Source organism: Streptomyces sp. CA-294286, assembly GCF_050947155.1.
GTDB lineage: Bacteria > Actinomycetota > Actinomycetes > Streptomycetales > Streptomycetaceae > Streptomyces.
This window is the reverse complement of sequence record NZ_CP192004.1, coordinates 528,077-541,782: the sequence shown is the minus strand read 5'-3', so window position 1 is coordinate 541,782 and position 13,706 is coordinate 528,077. Positions and strand designations below refer to the sequence as shown.

At 71.7% G+C, this 13,706-nt stretch carries 13 protein-coding genes; 6 read left to right on the top strand and 7 right to left on the bottom strand.

What is annotated here, in order from left to right:
* Positions 1-154: 154 nt before the first annotated feature.
* A complete protein-coding gene (locus ACQPZG_RS02360) occupies positions 155-1,399 on the bottom strand; it encodes an APC family permease (RefSeq protein WP_433544062.1) in 1,245 nt (414 codons plus the stop codon).
* 901 nt (positions 1,400-2,300) lie between these two features.
* On the opposite strand from ACQPZG_RS02360, the gene ACQPZG_RS02355 reads away from it, so the two are divergent.
* The gene (locus tag ACQPZG_RS02355) at positions 2,301-3,671 is read left to right on the top strand and encodes an MFS transporter (protein WP_433544061.1); all 1,371 of its coding nucleotides are present in this window, start codon (positions 2,301-2,303) and stop codon (positions 3,669-3,671) included.
* 197 nt (positions 3,672-3,868) lie between these two features.
* On the opposite strand, the gene ACQPZG_RS02350 is transcribed toward ACQPZG_RS02355, so the two are convergent.
* A complete protein-coding gene (locus ACQPZG_RS02350) occupies positions 3,869-4,213 on the bottom strand; it encodes a DUF5713 family protein (RefSeq protein WP_433544060.1) in 345 nt (114 codons plus the stop codon).
* Positions 4,214-4,397: 184 nt separating this feature from the next.
* Between ACQPZG_RS02350 and ACQPZG_RS02345 the strand changes: the two genes are divergently transcribed.
* Positions 4,398-5,042, top strand: coding sequence for a chloramphenicol phosphotransferase CPT family protein (locus ACQPZG_RS02345; RefSeq protein ID WP_433544059.1), 645 nt, complete (start codon positions 4,398-4,400; stop codon positions 5,040-5,042).
* A gap of 176 nt (positions 5,043-5,218) precedes the next feature.
* Here the strand turns inward: ACQPZG_RS02345 and ACQPZG_RS02340 are convergent, their stop codons facing one another.
* The 4 genes from ACQPZG_RS02340 to ACQPZG_RS02325 all read right to left on the bottom strand — a co-directional run bounded on the left by ACQPZG_RS02340 (position 5,219) and on the right by ACQPZG_RS02325 (position 9,495).
* A complete protein-coding gene (locus ACQPZG_RS02340) occupies positions 5,219-6,163 on the bottom strand; it encodes a class I SAM-dependent DNA methyltransferase (protein WP_433544058.1) in 945 nt (314 codons plus the stop codon).
* Between the two features lie 161 nt (positions 6,164-6,324).
* Complete coding sequence (locus ACQPZG_RS02335) at positions 6,325-7,293, bottom strand: D-alanyl-D-alanine carboxypeptidase family protein (RefSeq protein ID WP_433544057.1); 969 nt, start codon at positions 7,291-7,293, stop codon at positions 6,325-6,327.
* Between the two features lie 658 nt (positions 7,294-7,951).
* Positions 7,952-8,296 (bottom strand): DUF427 domain-containing protein, encoded by a 345-nt coding sequence (locus tag ACQPZG_RS02330; protein ID WP_433544056.1) that lies wholly within the window; start codon positions 8,294-8,296, stop codon positions 7,952-7,954.
* 332 nt (positions 8,297-8,628) lie between these two features.
* On the bottom strand, positions 8,629-9,495 hold the full coding sequence (locus ACQPZG_RS02325; RefSeq protein WP_433544055.1) for an AraC family transcriptional regulator: 867 nt from the start codon (positions 9,493-9,495) through the stop codon (positions 8,629-8,631).
* A 261-nt stretch (positions 9,496-9,756) separates the two neighbouring features.
* On the opposite strand from ACQPZG_RS02325, the gene ACQPZG_RS02320 reads away from it, so the two are divergent.
* Positions 9,757-10,992, top strand: a complete 1,236-nt coding sequence (locus tag ACQPZG_RS02320) for an MFS transporter (RefSeq protein WP_433544610.1) — start codon at positions 9,757-9,759, stop codon at positions 10,990-10,992.
* A 39-nt stretch (positions 10,993-11,031) separates the two neighbouring features.
* On the top strand, positions 11,032-11,511 hold the full coding sequence (locus ACQPZG_RS02315; protein WP_433544054.1) for a hypothetical protein: 480 nt from the start codon (positions 11,032-11,034) through the stop codon (positions 11,509-11,511).
* 22 nt (positions 11,512-11,533) lie between these two features.
* Here ACQPZG_RS02315 and ACQPZG_RS02310 read toward each other — a convergent pair whose 3' ends face one another.
* Entirely contained in the window at positions 11,534-12,508 is a 975-nt protein-coding gene (locus ACQPZG_RS02310; protein WP_433544053.1) for an EamA family transporter, read from the bottom strand.
* 46 nt (positions 12,509-12,554) lie between these two features.
* On the opposite strand from ACQPZG_RS02310, the gene ACQPZG_RS02305 reads away from it, so the two are divergent.
* Complete coding sequence (locus ACQPZG_RS02305) at positions 12,555-13,082, top strand: MarR family winged helix-turn-helix transcriptional regulator (protein ID WP_433544052.1); 528 nt, start codon at positions 12,555-12,557, stop codon at positions 13,080-13,082.
* Positions 13,083-13,255: 173 nt separating this feature from the next.
* Positions 13,256-13,648, top strand: coding sequence for a VOC family protein (locus ACQPZG_RS02300; RefSeq protein WP_433544051.1), 393 nt, complete (start codon positions 13,256-13,258; stop codon positions 13,646-13,648).
* Positions 13,649-13,706 lie beyond the last annotated feature (58 nt).

Sequence of the window (13,706 nt, the reverse complement as noted above, 5' to 3'; positions counted from 1 at the left end):
CGGGGGCCCGATCGCACCGCGCTGACGCCACGTCGGCAGGGGCGGGGGCAGCAGCGGGATCGCACCGCGCCGGCGCCACTCCCGGCACGGCGGGCGAGCGGCGTGACGGCGACCGGGACGGCCGGGCGCGACCGGAGCCGGTGCCGCGGTCTCCTCAGCGCCTCGCCCGCCGCACCCCGTACACGGCCGCGCCCAGCGCCAGCACCCCGGCCCCCCAGCCGACCGACGCGGCGGGCAGCGTGGCGGCGAGCAGCAGGCAGCCCGCCAGCCCGAGCAGCGGGACCGCGCGCGGCGGCCTGCCCTCGTCGCGGGTGAGGGTGAGGGCCGCCGCGTTGGCGACGGCGTAGTAGGCGAGCACTCCGAACGAGGAGAAGCCGATCGCCCCGCGCACGTCCAGGGTCGCCGCGAGCACGGCGACGACCGCGCCGACCGCCAGCTCGGCCCGCTGCGGCACCTGGTACCGGGGGTGTACGGCGGCCAGGGCGTGCGGCAGGTGCCGGTCGCGGGCCATCGCCAGGGTGGTACGGGAGACCCCGAGGATCAGCGCGAGCAGCGACCCGAGCGCAGCGACGGCCGCCCCCACCCGTACGACCGGCGCCAGCCACTCGACCCCCGCCGCCCGAGCGGCCTCGGCCAACGGGGCTTGGGTACCCGCGAGTTGCTCCGCGCCGAGCACCCCGAGGACGGCGACCGCCACGGCCGCGTACACGACCAGGGTGATACCGAGGGCGAGCGGGACCGCGCGCGGGATGGTCCGTGCGGGGTCGCGTACCTCCTCGCCGAGGGTGGCGATACGGGCATACCCGGCGAACGCGAAGAACAGCAGGCCGGCCGCCTGCGCCACCCCGTACCAGCCGGTGTCCGCACGCCACTCCAGCCGGTCCGCCGCCACGACTCCCGCACCGAAACAGGCGACCACGACGGCGGCCAGCACCGCCAGCACGAGAACCACGATCGTCCGCGTCAGCCAGGCGGACTTCTGGATCCCCGCGCAGTTCACCGCGGTCAGCGCCACCACGGCGGCCACCGCGACCGCGTGCGCCTGCCCCGGCCACACGTACGAGCCGACCGTCAGCGCCATCGCCGCGCACGACGCGGTCTTGCCGACGACGAATCCCCACCCCGCCAAGTACCCCCAGAATTCGCCGAGTCGCTCCCGTCCGTAGACGTACGTTCCCCCGGAGGCCGGATAGCGGGCGGCCAGCCGCGCCGAGGACGTGGCGTTGCAGTACGCGACGACGGCGGCCACGCCGAGTGCGACCAGCAGGCCCGACCCCGCGGCGCCCGCGGCCGGGGCGAGAGCGACGAAGATCCCGGCCCCGAGCATCGCGCCGAGGCCGATCACGACGGCGTCACCGACCCCGAGCCGCCTCCGCAACTGGCCGGCGCCCGCGCTCATCGCGCGACCCGGGGTTCTTCGCGGGCCTGCCGGGCCGGCACGAGGCCGCCCGGGGCCCCGGGGCGGTGGTCGCGGGTGCTGGTGTCTTCGGTGGCCATGCGGTACCCCGGTCGTCGAGCGATGCGTGGTGTCGTGCTGCCGAGGAGGCTATCGGCGTACGGCACGGGTGCGCCGTGCTGCCGAGGAGGCTATCCGCGTACTGCGCGGGCGCGGCAGGCAACCCCCTCGGGAGCGGGAGCGGGACGCCACCTTGATTCACTTGCCGAGGGCAGGGCCGGAACCCGGAGTACGCGGAGCCGACGCGGCTTCTGACGCCGCCGACGCGGCACCCGCGTCGCGCTCCCGTCCGTACGACCCCTTCCCGGGCCGGCCTCCGAGCTCCTGCACCTCCCGCCGCGCAGCCGACAGCATCGGTTCGCTGTCCGACGCGCCGAACTCCACCATCGAACCTCCCCCGCTCCACCCGATACCCGCCCGGTCGGCAGCCTTCCACGAAAGCCACGGGGCCGGAAACAGGATGTATGGTCCCGCATGCTCTCGATACGCCTTGCTCGGGAGCACTGTTGCCCTGGCGCCCTGCCGAAGCGGTGGGGGATGCGTCCGCGGAAAACCCACTGGCTTCCGGGGCGCCCCCTCTGCTTGTATGTGCGCTGCCCCGCCCGGCAGTTGTCAAGGATTGCGAATGCCCGGGTGAGGACTGCGAGAGGACCCGGTCGAGGAGTGCGAGATGCCCGGTTTTTGAGCACGCGCTGACGTCGTAGGTCGTCACCGACCCGTCATCGCGTGCTGCCCCTGTTTCGCCGGTACACCGGTCCTTGGACTTCCGCTCCCCCGACCGGTGAGCCGGTCTGCGGCACAGCGAGCTCTTCCATGCCTCGTTCTGCCGTACAAGGGGTCCCCCGTGTCATCCGCTCCTTCCTCCCCGTTCCGCTCCGCGTCTTTCCGTCGGCTGTGGTGGGGCCAGAGCTTCTCCCAATTCGGTTCCCATGCGGGCCTGTTGCTTCTTCCGCTCCTCGCCGTTCTGGCACTCGACGCCGATGCCGACCACTTGGGGGCGCTGCGTGCCGTGGAGCAGGCCCCGGTCCTGCTGCTCTCCCTCTTCGCCGGTGCGTGGGTGGACCGGCTGCGCCCCCGCGACGTCATGGTGTCGGCGGACGCCGGGCGCGCCCTCGCCCTGGTGTCGGTTGGCGGCGCGTACTGGTTCGGCGTGCTCGGGATGGAGACACTGTTCGTCGTCGCGTTCCTCATGGGCACGCTCACCGTCTTCTTCGACGTGGCGTACCAGTCCTCTCTCGTTCAACTGGTACGACGAGATCAACTCACTGAGGCCAACAGTGCGTTGGAGGGCAGTAGGTCCGTTGCGCAGTTCGGCGGTCCGGCACTCGGCGGAGGGCTGCTTTCGGTTCTCTCCGTGCCGGTCGCCGCGCTCGTGAACGCGGCGTTCTTCGTGCTGTCGTTGCTAGCCCTGCGATCGATCAAGGGTGGCCGACCGGGTGACGAGCAGGGTGGGCAACGTGACGAGCGGGGTCGGCCGCGTGACGGGCGGGGTGGGCCACGTGACGAGCCGGATGGGGCACGTGACGAGCCGGGTGGGCCACGTGACAGGCGGGGTCGGCCGCTCGCACCCGTTCCCGTGCTGCGGCGGATTCGCGACGGGGTGCGGCACGTCGTTGGTGAGGCGTCACTGCGGGCCGTCGCCCTGGCAACGGCACTCTTCCAGTTCTCCTTCGCGGCGCTGATGACCGTCTACCTGGTCTTCCTGCCGCGCGAACTCGGACTCTCCCCGGGGGCCGTGGGACTGGTGCTCGGTGCGCTGGGGCCGGGCGCGGTGGTGGGTTCGCTGCTGGCCGCACGGTTGCCGGGGCGGTACGGCTACGGCCGGGTACTGGTGGGCGCGGCGGTACTGGGCGACGGAATGATGCTGTGCGTGCCTGCCCTGCACGGGAGCGGTGTCGGCACTGTCCTCGCGCTGGCCGGGCTCAACTTCCTGTTCGGCGCACTCGGTCAACTGGTGAACGTCGCCATGATGTCCGTACGGCAGGCGTTGACGCCCGTACGGCTGCAGGGCCGGGTTGTGGCGACGGTCAACTTCGTCGGGATGGGCCTGACTCCGCTCGGTTCGCTGCTCGGCGGATGGCTGGCCGGGCAGTGGGGGCTGCGGACGAGCCTGCTGGTGACGGCCGCATCCCTGGCCCTTTCGCCGCTGTTCATGACGCTGTCTCCGCTGGCCCGCCTGGGCAACGAACTCCCCTCTCGCTCCGAGGGGTCGTAGCCTGCGCCCTACGACTTCCTACCTGAGGCGGATCGAGGCGAGGGGTCCGACGGTCCCCCGCCCGCTCGTTCCCCGTGCGCTCACCGTTCCCCGCGCACTCGGCCACTCCCCTGCGCTCACCTTCCCGTGCGCTCCCCCTCCCATCCGTTCCCCCCTCCCATCCGTCCCCCCTCCCGCGCGTTCCCCCCTCCCTGCGCTCACCACTCCCGTGCCGCGATCAGTTTCTCCACGTCCGCGTCCGCGAAGCCGTACGCGCAGGCCACGAACCAGAAGTCCTCGGCTATCTCCTCCCGGGCGACCGTTTCGATCTGGCTGCCCTCCGCCTCGAACTCGGCTTCCAGATCGTTGAACTGCTCCGTCGCCACCTCCGTGAGCGCGTAGAGAGCCGCGAGGTCGGCGGGCTTCTCCGCCTCGATCCGCGCACACAGTTCCCGCAGGATCGCCCTCCCCTTGTCGAGGACACGGTCCGGGTAGTAGTCCGACCCGTACAGCGCGCGCAGGAACACGCGCTCCTCCACCTGCTGGTTCACGATCGTCGACACAACGGTCCCCTCACTCCTCGTTCTTCCACCCCGGCCACTGGAAGGACCCGATGCACTGATCGTGCACCATGGGTCTGACAATTCCCGGCCCGAGCGCCCGTCAGCACGACAGGCATGATCGAATACCGGCAGCACAGGAATCCGTCGCGAGGCACGACGCGGAGGAAGGCATGCGGAGGAAGACATGTCGAGGGCTTCAGGTCCCCATCCGTTCACGCCCGCTGCCGAGTCGCGCGGCACGGCGCGGACACCCGGCGGATTGATCGTTTTCCTGAACGGCACGTCGAGTTCCGGAAAGTCGAGCATCGCCGGGGAACTCCTCCCGATCCTGGGCGACACCTACTTCTCCATGGCGGTGGACGCCTTCCACGCCATGCGGTCCACTCCGCCGGACCTCTCCCCCGACCAGCTCCGGCGCGTGCTCCTAAGCACCTGGAAGGGCTTCCATCGGGCTGTCGCAGGGATGGCCGCCGGCGGCAACAACGTCGTGGTGGACCACGTCCTGAGCGAACAGTGGCGCTTGTCCGACTGTGTCGACCTGTTCGTCCCGCAGGACGTCGTACTGGTCGGTGTGCACTGCCCCTTGCCCGAACTGGAACGGCGCGAGCAGCAGCGCGGTGACCGTCCGCCCGGTCTGGCCGCCCGCCAGATGACCCGCGTCCATGCCCACGGCCGCTACGACATCGAGGTCGACACCGGCGCCCATGGCCCGCTCGACTGTGCACGGCAGATCAGGGACTTCCTGCCGCACCGCCCGCGGCCCACCGCCTTCGAGCAGTTGCGGAGGGCCGCCGGGGGCGCTCGCGCCGCGCCGAAGACGGTGCCCTAGGCGATCCCGGGTGCGGACGAGCAGCTCCATTGGGGATCCCAGTCCCTCTCAGTCCCTCCACACCACTCAGACCCGCTGTGACCTGCGTCGTTGTGGAAGGACCGAAACAGGGACGCAAGGGACGGGCCCCCGGCACGGGCCTCCCGGACCCGCAACTCAGGGGCTCTCGGGATCAGTTACTCGGACCGATTTGCCCGGTTCGCCCCATCTGATTGCTCTGCCGAGGCCGTCGGCGCCACCTTCTCCCACACCGACACATGCTGGCCGCTCTCGTTCGTGAACGGCTCGCGCCCCCAGCCCTCCCAGCGGTCGCGCAACCGCATCCCGGCGAGCTGGGCCATCAGGTCCAGTTCGGCGGGCCAGACGTACCGGAAGGGGATCGAGCGGTACGAGCCACGGCCGTCGACGACCTCGACGTAGTTCGAACTCATCGCCTGGGTGGCGACGTCGTAGTGGTCGAACGCCCAACGGTTGGCGGTGACCCGGAAGGGCACGGCGGTCTGCCCCGGCGGGAGCAGGCGCAGCTCCGGCACTCCGACCTCGATGACGAAGGTGCCGCCGGGAGCGAGATGGGCGGCGGCGTTGCGGAAGCAGGCGACCTGCTCGGCCTGCGTCGTCAGGTTCATGATCGTGTTGAAGACGAGGTACGCGACGGCGAACCCGCCCCGCCCCGGCACCTCGGTGCTCGCGAAGTCGCCGATCGTCACGTCGATCGCGTCACCGCCCGGCTTGGCCCGCAGCTTCTCCACCATGGCGCGGGACAGGTCGATGCCGTGGACGGGAACGCCGCGGCGGGCGAGCGGGAGGGCGATGCGCCCGGTGCCGATGCCGAATTCGAGCGCCGGGCCACCGGCGGCGAGACCGGCGAGCAGGTCGGCGGCGGGCTCGACCGCCGCCGGGGCGAACACGTCGGACGCGGGATCGTCATAGTTCTCCGCGACCGATGCGCCGAAGTAGCCGTCCTCCGGCGCGTCCGTGACGACGCCGTGCCGCTGCCCTCCGTCCTGCTCCGCGGTCGGGAGTTCTGATGCCGACGGCCCTGTGTCCCGCTCCGTGGTCGAGGGTCCTGATGCCGACGGCCCTGTGTCCGGTTCCGCGTGCGGTTCCTGGGAGGAGTCCATTCACCGGACCGTACTGCGCCCACTGGCCGCACGCATCCACTTTTCGGCGCCCCCGCCCCGCCGCATCCGCACTTCGCTGCGTCCGCTCACTGCGTAGAAGTCACTGCGCAGGAGGTCGCCGCAGCTCGCCGCTCGCCGTTCGGGCGCCGGGGGAGGAGATCCTACGGGTTCGCCCCCGGCTGGTTGAGGGAGCCGAGCGGTTTCACCCGGCCGGCGGCCTTGAAGCCCCAGTCGAGGAGGGCACGGGCCTCGCGGTAGACAGTGAGTCCGTTGCCGCGCTGGGGGTTCAGGACGGCGACGACCAGCGTGCGGTCGCCCCGGCGGGCCGCCGCGAGGAGGGTGTTGCCGGCCTTGCTGGTGTATCCGTTCTTGACACCGATGATGCCGGGGTACCGGCCGATCCCGTTGGCGCCGGTGAGCAGCCGGTTGGTGTTCTGGATCGGATACGCGGCGGTGGCTGTGCCGTCGGCGCGGGTGGCGCTGGGGAAACGGGCGTACGCGGTCGCCGCGTACTTGGCGAACTGTTCGTTCCTCAGCCCGGCCCGGACGATGAGCGCCAGATCGTAGGCGGAGGAGTACTGGCCCTTGGCGTCGTAGCCATCGGCGGTGACGACCTTGGTATTGCGGGCGCCGAGCGCACGGGCCTTGGCCTGCATCTGGCCGACGGTCGACTTCCAGCCGCCGTTCATGGCCGCCAGCACGTGCACGGCATCGTTGCCGGAGCGCAGGAAGGTGCCCCGCCACAGATCGGCCGCCCGGTACGTCCGCCCGGCCGTCACCCCCACCACGCTGCTGCCCTCCCCCACCCCCGCCAGGTCCTTCTTGCTGACCTTGCGCAGACTGTCGCCGGGAACACGGGGCAGGGCGGTGACGGCGAACAACGCCTTGAGCGTACTGGCGGGGGGCAGCCTTCGGTGCGGGTTGTGCGCGGCGAGCACCTCGCCGGTACCGGCGTCCGCGACGATCCAGGCCAGGGCGGAAACGGTGCGGTTGGCCGGGGCCTCGCCGGCGCGCGTGGAATCTTCAGTGGGCCCCGCTGCCGCAGGGGGCACGGGCAGCGCGAGAAGCAGGACGGACGCGGTGATGACGATCCGGCAGGTTGTGCCGCGTGACGCTGAGGTGACGGTCATTCAGCCACGGTAGGGACGATCCGGACGTTCGGCCGACCGGTGATGCGCCACCCGAGTCACCAGGACCGAAAGCAGGTCCGCAAAAGGACCGAACAGGCAGCTTTCCACCGGGTCGAGTTCCGTTAGCCACCCTTCCCCTCCGGGTACGGACGTACGGGTACGGACGCCGTCGGCTCCCCACCGGAATGTACGAGGTCTGATGCACCAGATCCGATACATCAGATCGAGCACGCCGCATACGACAGGCACGCACCTCGGACCGCAGACATCGCGGCGTCATCAGGCACCTCGGACGGCAGCCCCTCGGCATGCAGGAGACCTCTCGGACACGTCAGACCCGGCGTCCGGGAGCGGTCCATGAGGAGGAGAACGTGCCGCTGCTACGGCAGTCCGGAGCGGACGCCGTGATCACCAGCGCGAGCGCGGCATCCGCATCCGACGCCCACAGTCGTCCGACGTTCGGTTGCCGCATTCGAGACCGACAACCACTCCCGACACCGGCTGCCACCTCCGACACCGACAGCCACCCCTGGTGCCGGCGGCACCACATCCGACGCAGGCTCCCCCCACCGCAGCGGCGGGCCAGGACCTCCCGCAGGATGCACCGGGAGGAGGCCCTCCGCCGCGTATCGCGCACGCGGTCACCGCAGCCACTCCGTCACTCCGGGTCGGCGACGACCTCGGTCTCGTAGAAGCAGAAGTGCCCCTTGATTCCCGCCACCTGGGGAAGCGGTTCCGCGTACGACCACACCAGATCGTCCCTTTCGGGCACCGACCAGTACGACGCGTCGCCCTTGAAGGGGCAGTGGGTGGTGGTGTCGGACGGGGTCAGCAGCTCGGTGTGCACGTCGTCGGGCGGTAGGTAGTAGCGGACGGGGAGCCCGGTCTCACGCAGCAGGAGTGGGCGACGGCTCTCCGCGAGGAGTTGGCCGTCACGTACCACCCGTACGTGCGTCGTGCCCTGCTCGACGGTGATCCGGTGACCTACTGGAGGAGGAGTCATATCCGATACAGCGCACCTGACGGATGGATTCTTCCCGAGCGCTGGAAGTACGACGGGGCGGGCCGGCGGTGCCGCTCGGTGCCGCTCGGTGCCGCGAAGCTCCGCGTCCCGCCGGCCGTATTCCTCCTGGACGCCGGGAGGGTGGTCCCCGTCGCCACTCGGACGGATCGGCTGTGGGGCGAAGTGCCTCCGGCTCGGACCGCGATCGTGGCCCGGACCCGAGGTCGGAACCGAACCCGCTGGGCCCGCCCCGTTGTGCCGCGCACAAGGTCTTCACGTCTTCGCGTATTCCCGTCATCCCGTCATCCCGTCGTCCCGTCATCCGTCATCCGTCATCCGTCATCGGGCCCACGGACGGGCCCCCGTGGGCCCGGCGGGAGCGGACCGCGACCGCGCGCCGGCAGCCTCGCGGCGGTGGCCTCGCGGCGGTGGTGGACGCCCGGGGTGTAGCCGTACGCGCGCCGGAACACGTCGATGAACGCGCTCGCGGAAGCCCACCCGCAGCGGTGCGCGACCGCGGTGACCGGGGCCCCCTCGGCCAGCATCCGCAAGGCGTGGAAGAGGCGGAGCTGGGTGCGCCACTGGGGGAAGGTCATGCCCAGTTCGCTGCGGAAGAGGCGGCTGAGGGTGCGTTGACCGGTGTGGGTGCGGGCGCCGAGGTCGGCGAGGGTTCCGGGGTACGCCGGGTCGGCGCGCAGGAGGTCGCAGACGGCGACCAGGCGCGGGTCGGTGGGTGCGGGGAGGTGGACGGGGCGCTGGGGCGAGGCACGGAGCTGGTCCACGAGGACGGCGCGCAGGCGCAGCACCTCCGGGGTGGGCGGACGGTCGTGGCGGGGGGTACGCGTGTACTCCAGGATCAGTTCGCGCAGCAGCGGGCCGACGGTCAGGACGGTGGGTGCGCTCAGGCCGAGGGGGTTCTCGTGCACGGGCAGCCCGAGGGTGTGCATGTCGAGGTGGCCGTGGGCGCGGTGGGAATGGACCGTTCCGGCCGGTACCCACAGGGCGCGTGTGCCCGGAGCGAACCATGTGCCGGCGTCGGTGGTCACCGCCAGGAAGCCGGACGCCGCGTAGACGATCTGGTGGTCGTCGTGCCGGTGGGGGTGGACGCGCTCGCCCGAGACGAGGGGGCGGGTACGGGTGGGCGCGGCAGGCAGGTGGTCGGCTTCCGGAGCGGTCGTCGGAAACGGTGAGGACGGCACGGGGAGTGGGGGCGACGGGGACGGCGCGGGCCGCACGGACGACGGGCCGGAGGGATGGCGCGACGAGGACGGCGGGGCCGGAGCCTCCGGCCGGGGCGAGGGAGCCACCGGTTCCGACACGAGGGGCTCTGCGGCGGGTTGGCGGTTTTTCTGCATCGCCCGGCAATTTATCGGAAGCGCGTCGGGCGGGCCTGATCCGAGGATCGTAAAGTGCTCACGAACAAAGCTGACGTGTCGTCAAACCTCCTTGTCCGCAAGCGGATGCGCCGTCCTCCGCGCGGCCGGTCCGGCAGTGCCCGTGCTCCGCGCGCCCCGCTCGCCCTCCTCGCTCTCGGCCACGCGTGCGTCGACGTATACCAGGGCGCGGTGGCCGCCCTGGTGCCGTTCTTCGTCGCCGAACGGGCCTACACCTACGCCGCGGCTTCGGCGGTCGTCCTCGCCGCGTCGCTCCTGTCGTCCGTCGCGCAGCCGTTGTTCGGCGCACTGACCGACAGGCGGGCGATGCCGTGGCTGCTGCCGGTGAGCACCCTGGTGGGAGGGGTGGGTGTGGCCCTCAGCGGTGTGTTCGACGCGTACGCCCTCACCCTGGCCGCCGTCGCCCTCTCCGGGATCGGGGTCGCCGCCTACCACCCCGAGTCCGCGCGCGTCGCCCGTCTCGCCGGCCGGGGAAGTCACACCGCGATGGGCTGGTACTCCCTCGGTGGCAACCTCGGTTTCGCGACCGCACCCCTGCTGGTGTCCGCCGTCGTCGCGACGGGCGGGCTGCGCGCCTCGCCGCTGCTGGTGGTCCCGGCACTGGCGGGGGCCGCACTGTGCGTGGCGACGGTACGGATGCTCCGTGCCCCCAGGACGAATGGAGGAACGGCCCCCCACCGCCCCTCCGGCAAGGACGACTGGCGTGCCTTCGGCAGGATGTCCGGCGCGGTGATCTGCCGGTCCGCCGTCTTCGTCGGGCTGAGCGCCTTCATCGCCCTGTACGCCCGCGAGCGCACCGGTGGGGGTGAACTCGCGGGGACGTCGGCGTTGTTCACCCTCTACGCGGGCGGCGCGTTCGGCACCGTCGCCGGCGGGTGGCTCGCCACGCGCTTCGGCCGCGTCGCCGTGGTCCGCTCCGCGTACGCCCTGACCGTGCCCGCCGTCGCCGGGGTGGTCCTCGTACCCGGGCCGCTGCTGTACGTGTGCGTGGCGCTGACGTCGGCGGGACTGTACGTGCCGTTCTCGTTGCACGTCACGCTCGGCCAGGACTACCTGCCGCACCGCGTCGGCACCGCGAGCGGCGTCACGCTCGGTCTGACGGTGAGCGTCGGCGGCCTCGCGACCCCGCTGATCGGGGCCGCCGCGGACGCGACGTCCCTCCAAGTGGCCCTCGCCCCGCTGATCGTGCTCCCGGCGGTGGGGTGGCTGCTGGTACGGGGACTGCACGAGCCGGAGGCCGGGCCCGCGGCGGGGGCGGGCATGGCCCAAGCCCACAAGAATCCCTCGAATTCATCACTATGAGTGATGACTCGCACACTTTCCGTCTGCTTCTCTTGGTGCATGACCACTTTCCGTACACGTAGTCGAATCCTGTCCTGCGCAGCCGTCGCCACTCTCCTGGCCACGGCCGCCCCGGTCGCCGCCGCACTCGCACTCACCACTCCCGCCCCTTCCGCGCTCGGCGCACAGGGGGAGGCGGTCACGCCCGCCACCGAGGTCAACCGCTTCTTCAAGGCCTACCGGCACGCCGTGCTGGGCGTCGGCACCCGCACCCCCGAGGCCGTTCGCACGGCGCACCTGACGAAGGAGCTGGACGCCCGCCTCACCGAGTGGGCCGCCCAGAACCACGCCGATCCCGTCCTGCGCGCCCAGAACGTCCCCAAGGACTGGAAGGTGCGCGCCCACTCCACGACAGCCGGCACGTCGACGGTCGTCGTCACGCAGATCTGGGCTGGCGCACCGGACACCCAGGTCCGGTACACGGTCCGTCGCTCCGACCTGAAGATCATCAACCTCACGGACCCGCCAAGGAAACGCTGACGCCCCTCCCGGCCGCGACTCCTCACAGGGACTTGCCCGAGCGCTCCCGCGTCCTGTCGCGGAGGGAACCGGCTCCGAGGGCGTCCTCCTTCGCGCCGTGCGCACAGGCCCCGGGGTCACCCAGGACGGGAGCCGCGCGTCGGCGCCGCGGGCGCAACTGGGCCAGGACGACCGCGGCGAGGGCGAGCAGTGCGCCCAGCAGTTGCAGGGCGGTGAGCTGCTGGCCGAGGACGATCCAGCCGAGCAGGGTGGCGACGAGCGGGCTCAGCAGACCGAGGAAGGTGACCTCGGTCGGGGTGAGCGCCTTGATGCCGCGGAACCACAGGGCATAGGCGAGTGCGGCGCCGATCAGGCCCAGGTAGCCGTACCCGATCAGGTTCTCCCCGGTGTACGAGGACGGCGGTGGGCCCTCGACGAGCAGTGCCACGGGCGTCAGCACCAGGCCGCCCGCCACGAGTTGCCAGCCGGTGGTCGCGAGCAGCGGCGCCGGGGAGGTCCAGCGCTTGCTGAGGACGACGCCGGTCGCCATGACGACCGCGCCTCCAAGGGCCGCGGCGACGCCGACCGCGTCGAGCCGCGCGTCGGCACGCAGGACGAGGAGGGCGACTCCGACGATCCCGACCAGGGCCGCCGCCAGTGTGCGCGGAGCGAGCCGCTGGCCGAGCAGCGGCACGGACAGGCCCGCCACGAGAAGGGGCTGCACGGCGCCGACGGTGGCGGCGACCCCGCCGGGGAGCCGGTAGGCGGCGACGAAGAGCAGGGCGAGGAAGACGCCTATGTTGAGCGTGCCCAGCACCAGCGACTTCCACCACCAACTTCCCTTCGGCAGACGCCTGGTGAGGAGGAGCAGGAGGATCCCGGCGGGGAGGGAGCGCAGCACCGCGGCGAGCAACGGGCGGTCGGGTGGCAGGAGTTCGGTGGTCACGAGGTAGGTGGAGCCCCAGACGGCGGGGGCGAGGGCGGTGAGCAGGACGAGGCCGCAACGGTTCCTTAGCACTAAGACAACATATCTCACCACTAAGAGAACAGCTAGGCTGTCCCCCATGACAAAGAAGGACGCAGCCGAGTCGGACACGACGGCCGACCACGTGGACCGCGTACTGGCCCAGTGGGCCGACCAGCGGCCCGACCTCGACGTTTCGCCGATGTCGGTCATCGGGCGGCTGGCACGACTGAGGTCGCTGATGGACCCGGCGATGAAGAAGACCTTCGCCGGGCACGGTCTCGACCGGGCGTCCTTCGACGTTCTCGCGACCCTGCGCCGCAACGGCCCGGACCACCCCCTCACCCCCGCCGAACTGATGCGCTCCGCGATGGTGACCTCCGGAGCGGTCACCCAGCGCCTGGACCGCCTCCAGGAACGCGGACTGATCTCCCGTACGCCCAGTCCCACGGACGGACGCGTGGTCCACGTCGCCCTGACCGGGGAGGGGCTGGAGCTCATCGAGAGGGCCCTGCCGGACCACCTGGCCACCGAGAGGTCACTGCTGGCCCCCCTCCCGCCCGCCGAACTGGAGCAGCTGGCCGACATCCTGCGGACGCTGCTGGTGGGGCTGGGGGACACCGACTGAGGGGCGGGGGCCCGCGCTCCGGCGCGCGAGCAGGGCGCGACCGCCTTCGTCCGCGAGGCCGGGCGGACGGCCCGCCGCCTGCGGCTCCGCGAGCAGCGGGGCAGAAGCCGCCCGGCGCGGCTTTCACCTCTTCGCAAGGGGTGAGCCGACCACGGGCGGGGCATTCATCCTCCATGAAAATTCATCTGACCAGCGTCTTCGTCGACGACCAGGCCAAGGCCGAGCACTTCTACACCGAGATCCTCGGTTTCGTGAAGAAGCGCGACGTCCCGGTGGGCGGCGAGGACCGGTGGCTGACCGTCGTCTCGCCCGACGAGCCGGACGGCACCGAGCTCCTCCTGGAGCCCGCCGGGCATCCGGCGGTCCGGCCCTACCGCGACGCACTCGTTCAGGACGGCATCCCGCTCGCCCAGTTCGCCGTCGGCGACGTCCGGGCGGAGTTCCAGCGCCTGCGGGAGCTCGGCGTCCGCTTCACCCAGGAACCCGTGGACATGGGACCCGTCACCACCGCCGTCCTCGACGACACCTGCGGCAACCTGATCCAGATCGCGACCATGCCCGAGTAGGCCCGCCCGCGGCCCGGTACACCGGGGCCCCTGCGGTGCCGTCGCGGCAGGCCGCGCC